This is a genomic window from Brevibacillus parabrevis (genome assembly GCF_003710905.1).
GTDB classification, from domain to species: Bacteria; Bacillota; Bacilli; order Brevibacillales; family Brevibacillaceae; genus Brevibacillus; species Brevibacillus parabrevis.
On the sequence record NZ_RHHV01000012.1, the window covers coordinates 18336 to 35912 of the forward strand.

15 protein-coding genes and 1 pseudogene are annotated in these 17577 nt (G+C 53.3%); 12 read left to right on the top strand and 4 right to left on the bottom strand.

Going from position 1 to position 17577, the window contains the following annotated elements:
• Positions 1-204: 204 nt before the first annotated feature.
• Both EDM60_RS15910 and gltS read left to right on the top strand, forming a co-directional pair.
• Positions 205-417, top strand: a pseudogene (locus EDM60_RS15910) (arginase family protein); the annotation flags it as partial.
• Complete coding sequence (gene gltS, locus EDM60_RS15915; RefSeq protein ID WP_122964861.1) at positions 401-1588, top strand: sodium/glutamate symporter; 1188 nt, start codon at positions 401-403, stop codon at positions 1586-1588. The pseudogene EDM60_RS15910 and the gene gltS, both read left to right, overlap by 17 nt.
• A gap of 74 nt (positions 1589-1662) precedes the next feature.
• On the opposite strand, the gene EDM60_RS15920 is transcribed toward gltS, so the two are convergent.
• Positions 1663-1944 carry a hypothetical protein gene (locus EDM60_RS15920; RefSeq protein WP_122964862.1) on the bottom strand — a complete coding sequence of 94 codons (282 nt, stop codon included), beginning with the start codon at positions 1942-1944 and terminating at the stop codon, positions 1663-1665.
• Positions 1945-2182: 238 nt separating this feature from the next.
• On the opposite strand from EDM60_RS15920, the gene EDM60_RS15925 reads away from it, so the two are divergent.
• Together EDM60_RS15925 and EDM60_RS15930 are read left to right on the top strand one after the other, a co-directional pair.
• Positions 2183-2749 carry a TetR/AcrR family transcriptional regulator gene (locus tag EDM60_RS15925; RefSeq protein WP_122964863.1) on the top strand — a complete coding sequence of 189 codons (567 nt, stop codon included), beginning with the start codon at positions 2183-2185 and terminating at the stop codon, positions 2747-2749.
• Positions 2750-2798: 49 nt separating this feature from the next.
• Positions 2799-5999 carry a bifunctional cytochrome P450/NADPH--P450 reductase gene (locus EDM60_RS15930; RefSeq protein WP_208715216.1) on the top strand — a complete coding sequence of 1067 codons (3201 nt, stop codon included), beginning with the start codon at positions 2799-2801 and terminating at the stop codon, positions 5997-5999.
• An 85-nt stretch (positions 6000-6084) separates the two neighbouring features.
• Here the strand turns inward: EDM60_RS15930 and EDM60_RS15935 are convergent, their stop codons facing one another.
• The gene (locus EDM60_RS15935; protein ID WP_122964864.1) at positions 6085-6999 is read right to left on the bottom strand and encodes a DMT family transporter; all 915 of its coding nucleotides are present in this window, start codon (positions 6997-6999) and stop codon (positions 6085-6087) included.
• Between the two features lie 209 nt (positions 7000-7208).
• Here EDM60_RS15935 and EDM60_RS15940 point away from each other — a divergent pair, with 209 nt between their 5' ends.
• From EDM60_RS15940 to EDM60_RS15955, 4 genes are all read left to right on the top strand, one after another.
• On the top strand, positions 7209-7712 hold the full coding sequence (locus EDM60_RS15940) for an Lrp/AsnC family transcriptional regulator (protein ID WP_122964865.1): 504 nt from the start codon (positions 7209-7211) through the stop codon (positions 7710-7712).
• 104 nt (positions 7713-7816) lie between these two features.
• Positions 7817-8611 carry an HAD family hydrolase gene (locus EDM60_RS15945; RefSeq protein WP_122964866.1) on the top strand — a complete coding sequence of 265 codons (795 nt, stop codon included), beginning with the start codon at positions 7817-7819 and terminating at the stop codon, positions 8609-8611.
• Between the two features lie 173 nt (positions 8612-8784).
• A complete protein-coding gene (gene hcp, locus EDM60_RS15950) occupies positions 8785-10077 on the top strand; it encodes a hydroxylamine reductase (RefSeq protein ID WP_122964867.1) in 1293 nt (430 codons plus the stop codon).
• A gap of 158 nt (positions 10078-10235) precedes the next feature.
• Complete coding sequence (locus tag EDM60_RS15955; RefSeq protein WP_122965462.1) at positions 10236-10742, top strand: hemerythrin domain-containing protein; 507 nt, start codon at positions 10236-10238, stop codon at positions 10740-10742.
• Positions 10743-10762: 20 nt separating this feature from the next.
• Here EDM60_RS15955 and EDM60_RS15960 read toward each other — a convergent pair whose 3' ends face one another.
• Positions 10763-11017 carry a hypothetical protein gene (locus EDM60_RS15960; RefSeq protein WP_122964868.1) on the bottom strand — a complete coding sequence of 85 codons (255 nt, stop codon included), beginning with the start codon at positions 11015-11017 and terminating at the stop codon, positions 10763-10765.
• Positions 11018-11262: 245 nt separating this feature from the next.
• On the opposite strand from EDM60_RS15960, the gene EDM60_RS15965 reads away from it, so the two are divergent.
• Positions 11263-12792 (top strand): nitrate/nitrite transporter, encoded by a 1530-nt coding sequence (locus EDM60_RS15965; RefSeq protein ID WP_122964869.1) that lies wholly within the window; start codon positions 11263-11265, stop codon positions 12790-12792.
• A 99-nt stretch (positions 12793-12891) separates the two neighbouring features.
• Here EDM60_RS15965 and EDM60_RS15970 read toward each other — a convergent pair whose 3' ends face one another.
• Complete coding sequence (locus EDM60_RS15970) at positions 12892-13596, bottom strand: Crp/Fnr family transcriptional regulator (RefSeq protein WP_122964870.1); 705 nt, start codon at positions 13594-13596, stop codon at positions 12892-12894.
• Positions 13597-13797: 201 nt separating this feature from the next.
• Here EDM60_RS15970 and EDM60_RS15975 point away from each other — a divergent pair, with 201 nt between their 5' ends.
• From EDM60_RS15975 to EDM60_RS15985, 3 genes are read left to right on the top strand one after another with little or no spacing between them, the layout of a single operon-like run.
• Entirely contained in the window at positions 13798-14838 is a 1041-nt protein-coding gene (locus EDM60_RS15975) for a hypothetical protein (RefSeq protein WP_122964871.1), read from the top strand.
• Entirely contained in the window at positions 14825-16999 is a 2175-nt protein-coding gene (locus tag EDM60_RS15980; RefSeq protein WP_122964872.1) for a molybdopterin oxidoreductase family protein, read from the top strand. The genes EDM60_RS15975 and EDM60_RS15980 overlap by 14 nt, the downstream gene beginning before the upstream one ends.
• A complete protein-coding gene (locus EDM60_RS15985; RefSeq protein WP_122964873.1) occupies positions 16992-17561 on the top strand; it encodes a 4Fe-4S dicluster domain-containing protein in 570 nt (189 codons plus the stop codon). The genes EDM60_RS15980 and EDM60_RS15985 overlap by 8 nt, the downstream gene beginning before the upstream one ends.
• Positions 17562-17577: the final 16 nt, after the last annotated feature.

Here is a 17577-nt window from a genome sequence, read left to right on the forward strand (position 1 = left end):
ATTTCAAGTGAAACACACCCATCGCCAAAAAAGAGAAGAGCAGCCCGGAAATCGCCCAAAGCACTCGCGGCTCGTTGCGAAGCTTTGCTTCTCTGTACAGTCAGATGCTCATTAAGATACTGATAATGGGGGAAAACATAGCTTGCACCTCTTGAAAATGAAAGTAAGTGGCACTCCGGCTGCATGTGTGCTGGTTGGGAAATAGTGAGTGCCCCATCGCCTTTTGGCTTGACGCCTTTGATCGTCCGCAGTCTAATTCGTACCGTTGCCGCTCATAAGAAAACGCTTTCTTTCGATGTTTGTGAAGTGAATCCGCTGTTGGATGAAAACGGGAAAACGGTGAAGCTAGGTGCTTATTTGACGAACGAGGCCATCGCGGGATTTTTAGGAGGAGACAACAATGACACTCGCACTTAATCAGGTCAGTACCATTTTTCTGTCTGTCGCTTTGCTCGTTTTGGGAAGCTTTCTGGTGAAAAAAGCAAGCTTGCTGCAACGATTTTGCATTCCGGCGCCCGTGGTCGGCGGGCTGTTGTTTGCGATTGTCGCTACAGTGTTGAAAGCGAGCGGGGCAGCGGAGATTTCCCTGGACACGTCTTTGCAAAGCTTGTTCATGCTCACGTTTTTCACTACGGTGGGACTGGGAGCGAGTTTCAAGCTGATCAAGCTGGGCGGGAAGCTGCTCGTCATTTACTGGATTGCCTGTGGCTTTTTGGCTTTGGCGCAAAATGTGATCGGTGTTTCGCTGGCCTCGCTGTTCGGTATTCACCCGCTCATCGGCATGATGGCTGGCGCCGTTTCCATGGAAGGCGGTCACGGTGCTGCGACGGCTTTTGGTCAAACGGTGGAAGATTTGGGGATTCCATCTGCACTCGCGATCGGGATTGCTGCCGCTACGTTCGGTCTTGTAGCCGGGGGATTGGTCGGCGGGCCGACCGTGAAGTATTTGATTGCGAAGCACAATCTGAAGCCGACGGAAGTGGAGGACACAGCGAAAAACGTGGAAGAGGCGGCGCAGCCTATCGTCACGAACGCTTTTTTCACGCAAGTATTGCTGATCACGTTTTGTATGGCGGTGGGCACATACTTGGGCGGACTGTTTTCCACGGCGACGGGATTTGTTTTGCCTGGTTATGTGGGAGCGATGTTCGTTGCTGTCATCGTTCGCAATGTCGTTGACAAATTCAAACCGGATGCGATTGATATGAAAAGCATCAACCTGATCAGCGATGTGACACTCGGAATCTTTTTGTCCATGGCGCTGATGAGCATCAAGCTGTGGGAAGTAGCTGCCCTGGCGCTTCCGATGCTGGTGATCGTGTTCGTGCAAGTGGTCTTCATCGTCTTGTTCGGCATCTTCGTTTTGTTCCGTTTGCTCGGCAAAAACTACGATGCGGCTGTAATGGTGGCGGGCTTTACGGGTCATGGCCTCGGTGCCACGCCGAATGCGATGGCGAATATGGCGGCAGTGACGGAGCGCTTCGGCCCATCGCGAAAAGCTTATCTGGTCGTGCCGATTGTCGGGGCCTTCCTGATCGACGTGTTTGCGATGCCGATTATTATTACGACGATAAACTTGTTGAAGTAAGACGAGAAAATCCCTGTCCATGGTGTGATCCGCGGACAGGGATTTTTACGTGGGGCTTGCTTATTGCAGCAGCATCAACCGTTTGCGCTTGTGAAAGCGGGAAATACCCGTTGGTAGCGCATGCTTTGCTCGCCGACGACGTAGTAAAAGAGGTTGACGGCTCGGCATGCGTAATTGTAGCACTGAGCTCGGGCGCTCAGGTACAGCTGCTTTTCCTCTCCCCCCTCCACTTTGTTCAAAAGCCTCACCTCAGCGATTGTGCCGAACGTAGATGAGTTTCCGACCGGGCGAATGTGCACGTTTATTTTGATGGCTTGATTGCAGGAAAAACATTTTGGAGCATCCGTGAATTTCACGAACAATCCCCCCTCGATTCGTTTTGAAACAGTATACAATTCATCCTTTTTTTCTCAAATAGTTCCAAAGAAGCAGTTCGGTTTGCAAGCCAGCCGATTCTTGAACAATCCGTGACCAATGCGGTTCTTGTGTTGAAAGAAATTGGAAGTTGATATACATTTGTATCGAATGATAGATAAAACTATCAAAAACAAGCATGAATGTGCGACCATGAGCATGAGAAAGTAGGGCTGCCGAGTGAACCATCCCCGATCTGCCATAAAAGAAGCGCGGCTTCGCGCCATTTTGGATGCCGCTACCGAGTTGTTGATTCAAAAGCCGACAGCGTCGCTGAACGAAATCGCCGAATATGCGGGGATTGGCATCGCTACGCTGCATCGGTACATCGAGAGCAGGGAGCAGCTGATGCTTCAGTTGGGGCTGCGTGCCCTTCAAGTTGTGGGGGAGAGCATGCGACAAATCCCGCTCGATGAGGAAAAGCTGGAGGACTACATCCCGGCGCTGATCGAGGCGCTGATTCCGCTTGGCGACAAAATTTACTTCCTGACGCACGACGCGACGCTTTATTACAGCGAGGAAATTATCGCGGCCGAGCACAAGCTCAAAGAGCCGGTTTGCTACGCGATCCGCCTGTTGCAGGAAAAAGGGATCGTGCGCCAGGATATGAGCGTGGATTGGGTCTGGAATGCGCTGTACATGCTTGTTTTCATTGCGTGGCAGCAGGTGCAGGATGGGCGTCTCGCCAAAAGGCCGGCAGCGCAACTGGTCACGGATACATTGTTTCACGGGGTAAGCGCCAGGTAACGAAGTCATCGCCGTCCGGCAGGAAGCAAGGCCATTTCATTGCGAGAGGATGTTGCATGTGAGCGAAGCAGTCATGATTCCGCAACCGAAAACGTACGGTCCACTTGGCAATTTGCCGTCTATCGACCAAAGTCAACCGATTTTGTCCATGGGCGATCTGGCGAAGGAATACGGCCCGATCTACCGTCTTACGCTTCCCGGTTTCACTACTTTGATCGTCACAGGGCACAAGCTGGTGGCAGAAGTATGTGACATTACCCGCTTTGACAAGGAAGTCAGCGGAGTGCTGGAAAATGTGCGCGTATTTGCAGGGGATGGCTTGTTTACGAGCCGGACAACCGAGCCGAACTGGCGAAAGGCACACAACATTTTGCTGCCGACGTTCAGCCAGCAAGCGATGAAGGGCTACCACGACATGATGGTCGATATCGCTTCGCAACTGGTGCAAAAGTGGGCGCGACTCAATCCAAACGAGACGATTGACGTGGCCGACGACATGACCCGGCTCACCCTCGACACGATCGGGATATGCGGCTTTAACTACCGCTTCAACAGTTTTTACAAAGAAAAGCACAGCCCGTTTATCGAGAGCATGGTGCGCGCGCTGAACGAAGCGATGCACAAAAGCTCGCGGCTCGCGATCCAGAATATGTTGATGGTGAAGACGCGCCAGCAGTTCCAGGAAGATATCCAGACGATGTTTTCCTTGGTCGACAAAATCATCGAGGAAAGAAAGCGGAACGGAGATCGCGGTGAAGCCGATTTGCTGGCACGCATGCTCCATGGCAAAGATCCGGAGACAGGCGAAGGGCTGGACGACGAGAATATTCGTTACCAGATCATTACGTTTTTGATCGCCGGACACGAGACGACGAGCGGACTGCTTTCCTTTGCGCTGTACTACTTGCTGAAAAACGAGAGCGTGCTGCAAAAGGCATACGAGGAAGTGGATCGGGTGATGACGACGCCGATCCCGCAATACGAGCAAGTGCAAAAGCTCAAATACATCCGGCTGGTGCTGAACGAAGCTTTGCGCCTGTGGCCGACCGCGCCCGGATTCGATTTGTTCGCCAGGGAAGATACGGTAATCGGCGGGATGTATCCGGTCAAAAAAGGTGAGACGGTCAGCGTCATTTTGCCGCAGCTTCATCGGGACAAGGATGCGTGGGGCGAGGATGCGGAAGAGTTCCGTCCCGAGCGGTTCAGCGATCCGGCAAAAGTGCCGCATCATGCCTACAAGCCGTTTGGAAACGGCGAGCGTGCGTGCATCGGCATGCAGTTTGCGCTGTATGAGGCGACGCTCGTGCTCGGGATGATTTTGCAAAATTTCCGGTTGGTCGACTACGCCAACTACCAGTTGAAAGTAGCGCAGACGCTCACGATCAAGCCGGATGGCTTTACGATTCGCGTCCGGCAGCGCACAGACAGAAGCGCAGTGAGCGTACCTGCCGACAAGCACCGCGAGCAGGCAACAGGAAACGCACAAGCTCCCGTGAAGCCGCAAGCAGCGAAAACGCCAGTAGGTGCCACGGCTATTCCGCTGCTCGTCCTGTACGGATCGAATCTCGGAACGGCCGAAGGCAAAGCGCGCGAGCTGGCGGATGCGGCGCGCCAGTACGGTTTTGCCAGTGAAGTAGGCGTTCTCAACGACTGGGCGGGAAAGCTGCCGACAAAAGGAGCTGTTCTGATCGTAACCGCGTCCTACAACGGCAGACCTCCGCGAAATGCGGCCGGCTTCGTCAAGTGGCTGGAGCAGGTGCAGCCGGGGGAGCTTGCGGGCGTGCAGTTCGCTGTGCTCGGATGCGGGGATCGGAACTGGTCGAATACGTATCAAAGTGTCCCAGTGTTCATTGACGAGCAGCTCGCGAAAAAGGGCGGCACGCGACTGTCCGGGCGCGGGGAAGCCGATGCGGGCGGAGATTTTGAAAAACAGGTGGACGATTGGCGCGAGACGATGTGGAACGACTTGACGGACGCTTTCGGCCTGCAACGGGAAGAGCAGGCAGAAGGCGAGCAGCCGGAGCTGCAAGTCCAGTTTGTGGCAGGACATCCAACCGTTCCGCTGGCGGAGGCGTATGATTGCGTCCAGGCGACTGTGCTGGCGAACCGCGAACTGCAACAGCCAGGCAGCGGTCGCAGCACGCGGCACATCGAGCTTGCCTTGCCAGCGGGAGTCATCTATCAGGAGGGCGACCACATCGGCATCTTGCCGAACAATCGTCCGGAGATCGTCGAGCGGATTTTGCGCCGATTCCGTTTGCAAGGCACGGAGCAGTTGATTTTGCGCGTTCACGGGCGAAGCGCCGTCCATCTCCCTTTGGATCGTCCCGTCAGCTTGCGCGATCTGCTGTCGACGAGCGTCGAGGTGCAGGAAGCAGCTACCCGCGCCCAGTTGCGAGCGCTGGCCGCCTGCACGGTGTGCCCTCCGCACAAGCGGGAGCTGGAAGCGCTGCTGGATGAGACGGTCTACGCCGAGCAGGTGTTGAAAAAGCGGCTCACGATGCTCGAATTGCTCGAAAAGTACGAGGCTTGCGAATTGCCTTTTGCCAAGTTCCTGGATTTGCTGCCGCCGCTAAGGCCCAGGTATTACTCGATCTCCAGCTCTCCGATGCACTGGGAAGATCAGGCCAGCTTGACAGTGGCAGTAGTGAACGGGCCTGCCTGGAGCGGCCAGGGGCAATACCACGGAGTAGCTTCTACCTTTTTGGCAGAGCGCAGCGCCGGAGAAAAAATATGGATGTTCGTCCGTACTCCCGAGTCGGGCTTCCAGCTGCCAGAAAATCCGCTGCTGCCGATCGTCATGGTCGGTCCGGGAACCGGGATCGCACCGTTTCGCGGGTTTTTGCAAGCGAGAGCTGCTTTGAAAGAACAAGGAGTGCCGCTTGGCGAAGCCCACCTTTATTTTGGCTGCCGAAACGAACTGGACTTTTTGTACCGCGAGGAGCTGGAGCAATACCAAAGAGACGGCATCGTCACCTTGCATACGGCTTTTTCCCGCTCTTCCGGCATGGTCAAAACGTACGTCCAGCACCTGCTCGAACAAGATGACGTGTACTTGGTCGACTTGCTCGATAACAGAGGGCGCTTGTATGTGTGCGGGGATGGTACGCATATGGCGCCGGATGTGGAAGCGACTGTGTTGCGGATTTACCAGCGCGTCCGTGGCGCGGACCCGGCGGAGGCGCAAGCGTGGCTTGAGCAGCTGCAAGCGGAAGGCCGATACGCCAAAGATGTCTGGTCGCGGATGTAAACGAGTCGTTGCGGCCAGGAGCTTTGGGGGAAGGCAAAAGCATAAAAACCGACCTGCCGTTAAAACTGGGTCGGTTTTTTCGTGTTTACGTTTGCCGGGCGGTCAACTGGCTGGTCGCCACTGCTTTTGCTTTCGTTTTGCCATATGAAAACAGAAAGCATCCCGCAATCACGATGCTGCTGCCCACTCCTTGAATCCACGTCATCTGCTCGCCGAGAAACAGGAACGCCAAGATTGAAGTGAAGATCGGATTGAAATTGAGGAAAAGGCCGGAAGTAGTCGCGCCCAGCTTTTGCACTCCGATGTTCCACAGCACCATGCACACGACCGTGGAGATGACCCCGGTATACAAAAGCGAGCCGACAAACGAGCCATTCCAATCAGATACGGCGAAGTCAGCCAGGTTAAAAGGCAGGAGGATCACCAGGCCGAAAACAGCCGAGTAAAGAATCGACATCATCGGAGTCGTCTTCGTCATGGCCCATTTGCTGCAAATCGAGTACACGCCCCAGACGCCAACAGCGGCCAGCATCCACAAATCACCCGAGTTGAACCGCAGGGAGAGCAAGTAGTCGGCATTGCCTTTGGACAAGACGAGCAGCACGCCTGCGAGCAAGAAAACCATGCAACCGATTTGGAACATGTTGATTCGTTCCTTCAGAAAGAGAAAAGAAAACAGCGCAATCGAGATCATGTTTAACGTCGAAATCAGTCCGACATTCGTCGCAGTTGTCCTCTCCAGCGCAAGAAATTGAAACAGATTGAAGAGGACGACACCTGTAACCCCCATCAGTACGAGCGGCAGCACGGCTGCTTTTGGCGGCAAAAGCTTTTTTTCTTTCCACCAGACCATTGGCAACAGACACACGATCGCAATTAGCCAGCGCAGGCTGGTCAACGTAAGCGGGGAAGCGTGCCCGACGAGCGATTTTCCCAGGACGAAGTTTCCGCCCCACAACAGGCTGGTGAGCAATAGCAACAGTACATAACGATTTGGCATAGCAAATAGCCCCTTTTTCATGAACGGTGTCGTTTGGAATCAGCTTGTTAATGAACATAACATTTTTGTTGAACATTCAAAATAAGATTCTGTATAATAAGGAAAATTCGAAATAAAACTCACGTAAAGTATCTGTACAGGAAATTTCATTCGTTACAGACAAGGAATCTTTGGCGTTTTTGGAAGAATGAAAAGAGGGTGGTAACCGCATGGAAGCATTTGTAAGCAAGGTGCTGGATCAGGTCGACATTCACATCCTGGATGTGTTGCAAAAAGATGCGACGATCAGCAATGCCGAACTGGCGCGGAGAGTGAGTTTGTCGCCTCCCGCGACGCATACCCGGGTGAAGCGTCTGGAAGCGGAAGGCTATATCAATCGGCAAGTGGCGATTTTGGATCAGGAGAAGCTCGGCTTCGACCTTTTGTGCTTCGTGTTTATCAGCACGAACATTCACCAGGAAAAGGAGCTGGAGACGCTGGAGAGCGCCCTGCGTTCCATGCCGGAGGTGCTGGAATGCCACTGTTTAACCGGGGAGTACGATTACTTGCTCAAGGTCGCCATCAAGGATCGCAAAGGGTTGGACAGCTTCATCCGCAAGCTGAACCGACTGGGCATTTCCCGGTTGCAGACGAACCTGTCGCTGCGAGAGATCAAATCTTCGACCGTCTTGCCGATTGCGGCGGAGGAACAGGAACAGCCTGACAGCTTGTAGGAAGCTTCGGCTGATTTTTCGCAGAAGTCTGTTGATAAAACAGCCGATTTCCGTAATCATAGAGGGAGAGACAGATGACGAGCAGGAGAAGGAGACCGAGAGAAATGGCAATCAAAGCGGTTTTATTTGATCTGGACGATACGTTACTGTGGGATGAGCGCAGTGTAAAAGAGGCGTTTCAGGCGACTTGCGCGGAAGCTGCCAAGCATTACGAGCTGGACGGGGAACGTCTGGAAGCGGCCGTGCGCCAGGAAGCACGGGCGATGTACGAAGCGTTTGAATCATTTCCTTTTACGAAAATGATTGGCATTAACCCGTTCGAAGGGCTGTGGGCGCAATTTGCAGAAGGCAAGCAGCAGGAATTTCGCCAACTGCAATCGTTCGTTCCGACGTATCGGAAGGAAGCCTGGACGCGCGGCCTGCGTGCGCTTGGCATAGAAGACGAGGCGCTTGGACACAAACTGGGAGAGCTGTTCGTCGCTGAGCGGAGAAGCCGCCCGATCGTCTATGAAGAAACGTTCGAAGTGCTGGACCAGTTGAAAGCGAAGTACAAGCTGTTGCTGCTCACAAACGGTTCGCCTGACTTGCAAAAGGAAAAGCTGGCTGGCGTGCCAAACCTCGCCGCTTATTTCGACCATATCGTCATCTCCGGCGATTTTGGACGAGGCAAGCCCGCGGCGGAAATTTTTGAACATGCGATGAGCCTGCTGGGCATTACAGCGGAAGAGGGCGTCATGATCGGCGACAAGCTGACGACGGATATTCAAGGCTCGAATGCAGTCGGCATGCGCAACATGTGGATCAATCGGCACGGCGCGACTTTGGCGGGGGATATCGCCCCTGTGCACGAAATCGTGAGCTTGCGCGAGATTCAGACGATTCTCGATACAGTGGAGTAACACGGCTCCATTCACGTGGAAAAGACAAGCCCGCCAAACGCTTTGGCGGGTTTTTGTCGTGAAGAAGCTGATTTTTTCAAAGCATCCGAAAGTGTGATGTTTATCACCACGCCCAAGTCGCAGCCGCCGTATGATCAAGAGGAAGATCAGCCAACACAGAGGAGGAAATAAAGATGTTTTGTTATCAATGTGAGCAAACACCGACGGGCGGCTGCAAGGTAATCGGCGTATGTGGCAAAAACGAGGAATTGGCGAGCATCCAGGACACGATCATTTTTGCCCTGAAAGGAATCGCCGCCTATGCGACACATGCGAGACAATTGGGGTACATCGATCCGGAAGTGGATGGGATCACGCAGGAAGCTTTATATTTCACGCTGACAAACGTTAACTTTAACTTAGAGGAACACTTGCAAATGGCAATGAAAGTCGGGGGCGCAGCCATCAAAGTGATGGAATTGCTGGACAAGGCGCACACAGATCGCTTTGGCATTCCAGAGCCGATTACCGTCTCCCAGAACAAAATCGAGGGACACTGCATCGTTGTGACCGGGCACAATCTGTTTGCGCTGCGGGAATTGTTGGAGCAGACCGCAGGCAAAGGCATCAATATATACACCCACTCGGAGATGCTGCCAGCGCACGGTTATCCCGAACTGAAGAAGTACCCGCATCTGAAAGGCAATATCGGCAAAGCGTGGTTTGACCAACGGAGATTGTTTGAAGAGTTTCCGGGGGCGATCCTGGCGACGACCAACTGTGTGATGCCGATCAAAGGCACTTATGCGGACCGCTTCTTCTCCTACGATATTACGGGGCTTGAGGGCGTGACCAAAATTGAACACGACGATTTTACGCCACTCATCGAACGCGCGCTTGCCTTGCCAAAAGCCCATATCGAATCGGAGCAGACGCTGACGACCGGGTTTCATCACGAGACGGTATTGGGAATCGCGCCGGAAATCATCGATGCCGTCAAGGCTGGGCAGATCAAACGCTTTTTCGTCATCGCCGGATGTGATGCGCCAGGCAAAGGCGGCGACTACTATCGGGAATTGGCTACTTCCTTGCCGCCAGAAACCGTCATCCTGACGACTTCCTGTGGCAAGTTCCGCTTCAACGATGTGGATTACGGCGTCGTTCCGGGCACCAATATTCCGCGCTACATCGACCTGGGGCAGTGCAACAATTCCGGTTCTACAGTCAAGATCGCGACAGCGCTGGCAGAAGCGTTTGGCTGCGGGGTCAATGAATTGCCTGTGAGCATCGTCCTCTCCTGGTTTGAGCAAAAGGCCGTCGCAATTTTGCTCGGATTGTTCAGCCTGGGCATTCAAGATATCCGAATCGGTCCCAAGCTGCCGGAGTTTATCCAGCCAGGCGTGCTCAACGTCCTTCAAGATTTGTTCCGGATCAAATTGATTGGCGATGCGCAAGAAGACATGAAAGAAATGCTCGGCGTGCATTAATGGCAGGAAAAGATGGCTGTCCCTTGTGGGGCGGTCATTTTTCTTTGTTTGCCGAAAAAAGGAGGGGGCGCAAGGGGGAAGGTGTGACGTACTTAACAGCGTCTCTCCCTCTTTTCCATTACAGTAGATTTGTGAAAAGAAAAGGGAGGGGAAGCATGATGCCGTTTGGATGTTCCATGGGAATGACTCCGGAAGAAAACGCTCTTTGTGCCGCTTTAACCCAACTGAAAACAGAACACGGTCCGCTCGTGGAAAAAATGGTGGAACTTCAGCGACTTGCCACACAGTTTGTGGCTGCCGACGCGATTCGCAAAGAAGAATTGCTAACGGAACTGCAAACGAACGCAAACGCCTTTATTGCCGAGCTTGAGCCTCACTCCGCGAAGGAAGAAGACGTATTGTTTACGATGATGGCCAAGTATGTCGGGAGGGAGGCGGGGCCTATTGCCGTGATGGAATACGAGCACGAACAGGCGAAACGCTTTCTGAACCGCTTTTTGGAGGATGGGTTCCCTGACTATTTGCAAAGCGCTGTCGAGGTTTTGCTCCAGCATTTTCAAAAAGAAGAGCAAGTGCTGTTTCCCATGGCTCAAAAGCTGCTGAATGAAGAGGAAAAACAGGAGCTTCTGGAAAAAATCGCGCCGCAACACCCAGAGCGCTTGTGAGCACAGCGAAGGCAAGCCCTCTAGTCAACCAAGCTGTGCTCGATGAATTGCTCTTCAAGTGCTTTCAAATCGTGCGCCCAAAACTTGATGACTTCCAGGGCAATCTGGTGTTGAAGCTCCGCCTTGCTTGTCAGCTGGAGAACCACCTTTTTCCGATAGTCGGAATGGATGCTGTAAAACGTACAGTCTGCCTGCTGTCCCTGGATCGACAGCTGCTTGTAATAGGGAAAGCCGCATAGAAAAAAGACATCTTGTATATCGGCAATTGTCATCATCTCATGTCACCTCGAACTCAGTCGTGCCCCAAGCATAGGTCAAGACAAGCTGGATTGACTGTGCGTACGATCACACGGTTCCAAACGATTTTGTGAATGAGCGCGATTGTGATTTTCCTCACAACGAAGCGTCGAGGATGAGGATAAGGTAAAAAGGGGGATGAGCATTGGGAGTTCGGCCTGACACAGAAACATCCTCGTCTGGCCGACTCCGTTTTTTTCCTAACGAAAAGGAGTGGTGATAGATGGTTCGCAAAATTCAGCTACCCTTGCAAACATTCAGCCTCGTTGCTGGATTCATGGTCTGGGTCATCTTGTCTTCTTTGATGCCGTTTATGAAAGAGGAATTGCAATTGTCAGCAGGACAAATCGCCTGGATTACGGCGATACCTGTCTTGCTAGGCTCCTTGTTGCGTATTCCGATTGGCTATTATACGAATCGCTTCGGGGCGAGACTGCTGTTTACCGTCAGCTTTCTTCTGCTGCTCGTGCCTGTGTACTACATAAGTGAAGCACGTTCGGCGGCGGATTTGATGATCGGAGGGTTTTTTCTGGGGATTGGCGGCGCGATCTTCTCGGTAGGCGTGACTTCCTTGCCCAAATATTATCCGAAGGAAAAGCACGGCTTCGTCAACGGCATTTACGGAGTAGGCAATGCCGGGACCGCGCTCTCCACGTTTTTCGCGCCCATCGTGGCGAAGCAGATTGGCTGGTCGGGCACTGTGAAGCTTTATCTGGGGTTGCTCGTGCTGTTTGCACTCCTTAACTTCGTCTGGGGCGACCGTAAAGAAACGCGGGTTAAGACTCCCGTGATGGAGCAGATCAAAGGGGTTTACCGAAATGAAAAGCTGTGGTTTCTCAGCCTGTTTTACTTTATTACGTTTGGCTCGTTCGTCGCTTTTACCGTCTATTTGCCAAACTTTCTCGTCAGCAGCTTCGGGTTGGATAAAATAGACGCGGGCATGCGGACAGCCGGATTCATTGCGCTGGCCACCATCGCCCGGCCGCTGGGAGGCTGGCTCGGAGATCGCTTCAATGCTTTGAAGGTGTTAATGGTGGTCTTTGCCGGACTGAGCTTGTTCGGGGTCGTTCTGTCGTTCTCGCCGTCGTTGCAGCTGTATTCGATCGGGTGCCTGGCGATTGCTGTCTGCGCGGGAATCGGGAACGGGACGATTTTCAAAATGGTTCCGTACTACTTTTCCAAGCAAGCCGGGATCGTCAACGGGATCGTTTCCGCGATGGGCGGGCTTGGCGGATTTTTCCCGCCATTGATTCTCTCGCTATTATTTAGCCTTACAGGTCACTACGCTATCGGGTTCATGGCCTTGTCCGAGGTAGCGTTAGCCAGTCTGATCCTCGTCTTCTGGATGTACTATCAGGAAAAAATGCAGTTGGCCAAAACGATCGTCGACAACACGGGAGAAGCCATCGTCATCACCGATACGAAAGGGATCATCCGCGATGTAAATCCCGCTTTTTCTGCGGTGACGGGCTACGAGCGTCATGAAGTGGTCGGCAAAAATCCGAAGCTGTTAAAATCCGGGATGCAGGAACCTGGCTTCTACCAGCAGATGTGGCAGCAGATTGCCGCCACAGGCTTTTGGCAGGGCGAAATCTGGAACAGGCGCAAGAGCGGCGAGGTTTATCGCCAATGGCTGACGATCAGCTCGATCCGGGATGAAGCGGGAGACGTCCAGTATTACGCAGGCATGTTTACCGAGTTGACACCACAACAGCTTCAACCAGGCAATCCGGCAGTTTCTGCGACCAGCTAGAAAAAAAGGCAGCCATGTTCGCGTGGCTGTCTTTTTTATACAAAAAAACGCTGCACGCGCTCTCCTGCTTGGAGGAGACAAACGGTGCAGCGTTCGTTGTTACATTTGGCAAATTTCCGGCGGGCAATCGTCACAACAGATTGCTTCTTTCAAATACTCCACATCTTTGATCAACAGGTATCCGTGCGGCATGATCTCGATGACATCCAGCTTTTTCAAATCGGCGAGCATCCGGTTGACGCTTTCGCGGGTGAGGCCGATGAATTGGGCAAGATCGCGATTGGTGAGAGAAAGCTTGATGAGAATGCCGTCCTCTCGTTCTTCTCCGTACGTATTGCTCATGCGGATCAGCGTGGAGTAAAAGGCTCCGATTTTGCCGTTCAACAGCAAGTCGCGGAACTTGGATTGGATTCTCCGGTTCATGATGGCCATCCAGCGCAAAAAGTCGACGCAAAACTCACCGTTTTCCAAGAGCAGCTTCTCCAGTGCGCTCCGCTGGATGACGTTGACCTCGCCCGGCTCGTGCATGGTCGCTGTAGACGTATAAGTAACGCCTGACTCAAAAAGCCCGACCATTCCGACCAGCTCGCCTGGCCCAAATACTTGCAAGGTCAATTCCTTGCCGTCGGCTGTCGCTTTGGTCAGCTTGATTTGTCCTGATTCCAGCAAGTACAACTTATCTGCAACTTCCCCATCGATAAACAGGACGGACTCTGTAGGGGACATTTTTTTCTTCGTGCCGATTTGTGCCAATTGATGAACAAAAGCAGGAGAAACCTGCTCAATAAACGTGAGACTTTTCATGAATCGTTGCACCTCTGCTTTCCTTGCCGCTCTGCTCTCGCATAACCTGCTGCCCCATTATAGCACGGAGATTTTGACAAAGGCGTGTCATCTTCTGGGCGATCGCATGCAGGTGTGAGGTATGTCACTTTGGAGCGCCAGCGGCCTTGTTACAATAAAGCCAACGATCGACAAAGCTTTGTACCAGAGGAGGTTGTTCGCATGGAGCGGGCATTTGCGTCCAAAGTGGCCAGAAGGGCTTTCTATACAGTCTGTGTGTTGTTTTTGGCTTCGTACCTAGGTTCTCGTTTTTTTACCCACATGGATTTTGCCTTGTACGGTTACATGGTGGGAACAGTCGTGTTCATCGGCGGGTTTCTTTATCGGTTCTCGGCTTGGGCTGACCGACCGCCAACGAACATTATCCTGAAAAAAGGGTTGCGGCTGTTGCTGCGCAAAAGCACACCGCAAACGGCAGTGGATCATCTGGCGACCTACCGCTTTATCTGGAATCGCGGCTGGTATCGCTGGACCCAGCACATCCTGCTTGGCTGGGGCTGCATTCTCTCGGCACTGGTGACATTTCCGCTCGTCTTCGGCTGGATGTACTTCACCATGGGGGATAACGGCACCTACACCGTCGTCGGGATGGGCATTGATCTTTTGCAAGTCAAAGCGGATGGCTGGATTGCCTTTTTGTTCTACAACGCGCTTAACATTACGGCGTTCATGGTGATCGCAGGAGTGTGCATGGCGCTGTACCGCCGCTTGAAAAACTGGCAGGCCCGTGCGGAGCAAAGTTTTCTGTACGATTTCTTGCCGCTCTATCTGCTTCTGTTCATCAGCATCACCGGCTTGCTTTTGACGGTGAGCAACCTGTTTCTCCACGGCTTCGGCCATCCGGTGATGAGCATGATCCATCAGTTTTCCGTCATCGTCACCTTGATTTATTTGCCCTTTGGCAAGCTGGCGCACATTCCGTTCCGGCCGATGAGCGTCTTCGCCCGCAATTATCGCGAGCATTATGCCGAGCAGGAAATGAAGCATTGCAAGGTGTGCGGAGAGCAGTTTGTGTCCGCCGAGCAGTCTGGTGACGTGATCGACGTCTTGCAGGAAAACCAGATTCGCTTCGAAACGGCAGAAGGCTTCCATCTTGCGGAGTTGTGCCTGCCTTGTCGCAGAAAATATCGCATCTTCCGTTTTACCGGGATTCCTACCCATCACCGATCGGAGAAAGAGGCGAACCAGCATGCAAAAGGATAAATTTTTCAAGGAGATCCAAAACAAGCTCCATCCGGGAGAAAAGCTGGTCAGCACGCATTGCAGCTATTGCGGCATGCAGTGCGGGATGAACCTGCGTGTCGATACGAGAACGAATACGATTATCGGGGTAGAGCCGCGTTACGACTTCCCCGTCAATTTAGGCAAAATGTGCCCAAAAGGGGTTACCGCTTATCAGCAGGTCAACCATCCTGACAGGATCAAAAGGCCGCTCATCCGCCGCAATCCGGCATGGAAAGGAACGGCGGAAGGCTTCGAAGAGGTGTCCTGGGACGAAGCGCTCACTTTCATTGCAAGCCGATTCACGGAATTGCAGGAAGCATACGGCAAAGATACGCTGTCAGTCTACTCCGGAGTTTCGATGACGAACGAAAAATGTTACTTGACAGGCAAATTCGCCCGCGTGGGGCTGCAAACGCGATATATCGATTACAACGGGCGGTTTTGCATGTCGTCAGCAGCTGCCGGGTTTAACCGCAGCTTTGGCATCGACCGTGGCTCAACCGTCCCGTGGACAGATATTCACCAAACCGATTGTTTGCTGATTGCCGGTTCCAATGCGGCGGAATGCCATCCGACCAGCATGTTTCGGATTTGGGAAGTGCAAAATCGCGGCGGCTACTTGATTGTAGTGGACCCGCGTGAGACACCGCTTGCCCGCCGCGCTGACGTCCACCTCGATTTGCGGCCAGGGACAGACCTCGCATTGGCGAACGGACTGCTGCACCTTTTGATCGAAAATGGCGCTATCGACGAGGCATTTATTCACAATCACACCAATGGCTTTGCCGAAACAAAAGCGTTAGTCGAAATGTATACACCTGAGGTCGTCAGCGAGATTACAGGAATTGCGCAGGAAAAAATCATTCGCGCAGCCGAGATTTACGGCAAGGCACCTGAGGCAATCGTGATGTTTTGTCGGGGTGTCGAACAGCAATCCAAAGGAACGGATAACGTATCGGCCTATACAAATCTGGCGCTTGCGACGGGCAAGATCGGCCGTCCGAAATCAGGCGTGGCGACCTTTACCGGGCAGGGCAACGGCCAGGGAGGACGGGAACACGGTCAAAAGGCAGATCAGCTGCCTGGCTATCGGAAAATGGATAATCCGCAGCACGTGCAGGAAGTGGCTTGCGCCTGGGGGATTCCCGTGGCGGAGATGCCGCAAAAAGGCGTATCTGCCTACGAAATGTTTGAACTGATGCACAACAAGACGATTCGCGGGATGTACTTGCTCTGTTCCAACCCGGCGGTCAGTGCCCCCAATCTGAACTACGTCCGGGAAGCTCTGAAAAGCCTCGATTTTATGGTCTGTTCGGACTTTTACCTATCGGAATCGGCTGAGTATGCGGATGTCGTGCTGCCGACGACAAGCTGGGCGGAGGACGATGGCACCACGACGAATCTGGAAGGGCGCGTCATCCGCCATCGCCAGGCCCAAAGCTGGTATGCCGAGTCCAGGCCGGATTGGTGGATACAGATTGAAATTGCCAAGCGGATGGGCCGCGGTCAATATTTCGAGCATCTGAGCGGGCCGCGTGAAATTTTCGATGAACTGCGCCGCGTTTCCCAAGGCGGCACCGCTGACTACTACGGAATTACTTACGAGAAAATCGAAGAGCGGCAAGGCGTGTTCTGGCCGTGCAGGGATGAACAAGACCCGGGACAGCCGCATTTGTTTCTCGACAAAACGTTTTACCATCCGGACGGCAAGGCGAAAATTTGTGCGCTGCCTTATCGTCCGCCAGCCGAAGAACCGGATGAAGAGTATCCGCTGCGCCTGACGACAGGCCGCGTCGTCTATCACTACCTGTCAGGGAACCAGACAAGGCGAATCCCGTTTTTGCGTGACATGTACCCGGACCCGCTGTTGGAAGTGCATCCTGATACCGCGCAAAAATACGGAATCGCCCACGGCGAAAAGGTTTTGCTGAAGACAAGACGGGGCGAAGCGGTATACCAAGTAAAAGTCATCGCGGCGATCCGGCCGGATACAGTGTTTGTCCCGTACCACTGGGGCAAGCATGAATCGATCAATTTGCTCACGAACCCTGCCCTTGATCCGTACAGCAAAATGCCGGAATTTAAGGCGTGCGCAGCCGAGATCGTCAAGCTCGAAGAGGAGGAACGGCAGCATGGCTAAACAACTGCTCTACATCGAAATGGACAACTGCATCGGCTGTCGCAGTTGCCTGGCTGCCTGCACGCAATGCGGCGGACACGACAGCCGAAATCGCAACTACGTCATGGATGTCGATCCGATGCAAACGCGTCAGACGATCCCGCTCATGTGCCTGCACTGTGTCAATCCCGCTTGTGCGCGAAGCTGTCCGGCGCAAGCGATCCAAATCGCCGACACTGGTGCAGTGCTCTCGGCGCTCGTAGAGAAGTGCATTGGCTGTCAAAACTGCACGATTGCTTGCCCGTACGGGATTCCCAAGTTTGATCAGGAGCAAAACCTGATGTACAAATGCGATCTGTGCTACGACCGGACCAAAGATGGAATCCCGCCGATGTGCGCTTCGGTTTGTCCGACCAATACGCTCCAGTGGCTAACGGAGAGCGAGCTTGCCGAGAAACAATCCGCGCATCGGCTCGCAGGCGGCAAATGGATCGCCAGTCAAAGCCTGGAGCCGCTGGAGAGCGAGACGAACGTAAAAATCAGTCTGCCCGGTATTTTGCAAGGGGTGCAGAAGCTTTTCTAGTCGAAGGAGGTCTGCA

Coding starts and splice junctions, on each gene's coding strand:
- gltS (WP_122964861.1), top strand. CDS start 401: ATGACACTCGCACTTAATCAGGTCAGTACCATTTTTCTGTCTGTCGCT.
- EDM60_RS15930 (WP_208715216.1), top strand. CDS start 2,799: ATGTTGCATGTGAGCGAAGCAGTCATGATTCCGCAACCGAAAACGTAC.
- EDM60_RS15935 (WP_122964864.1), bottom strand. CDS start 6,999: ATGCCAAATCGTTATGTACTGTTGCTATTGCTCACCAGCCTGTTGTGG.
- EDM60_RS15940 (WP_122964865.1), top strand. CDS start 7,209: ATGGAAGCATTTGTAAGCAAGGTGCTGGATCAGGTCGACATTCACATC.
- EDM60_RS15945 (WP_122964866.1), top strand. CDS start 7,817: ATGGCAATCAAAGCGGTTTTATTTGATCTGGACGATACGTTACTGTGG.
- hcp (WP_122964867.1), top strand. CDS start 8,785: ATGTTTTGTTATCAATGTGAGCAAACACCGACGGGCGGCTGCAAGGTA.
- EDM60_RS15955 (WP_122965462.1), top strand. CDS start 10,236: ATGCCGTTTGGATGTTCCATGGGAATGACTCCGGAAGAAAACGCTCTT.
- EDM60_RS15960 (WP_122964868.1), bottom strand. CDS start 11,017: ATGATGACAATTGCCGATATACAAGATGTCTTTTTTCTATGCGGCTTT.
- EDM60_RS15965 (WP_122964869.1), top strand. CDS start 11,263: ATGGTTCGCAAAATTCAGCTACCCTTGCAAACATTCAGCCTCGTTGCT.
- EDM60_RS15970 (WP_122964870.1), bottom strand. CDS start 13,596: ATGAAAAGTCTCACGTTTATTGAGCAGGTTTCTCCTGCTTTTGTTCAT.
- EDM60_RS15975 (WP_122964871.1), top strand. CDS start 13,798: ATGGAGCGGGCATTTGCGTCCAAAGTGGCCAGAAGGGCTTTCTATACA.
- EDM60_RS15980 (WP_122964872.1), top strand. CDS start 14,825: ATGCAAAAGGATAAATTTTTCAAGGAGATCCAAAACAAGCTCCATCCG.
- EDM60_RS15985 (WP_122964873.1), top strand. CDS start 16,992: ATGGCTAAACAACTGCTCTACATCGAAATGGACAACTGCATCGGCTGT.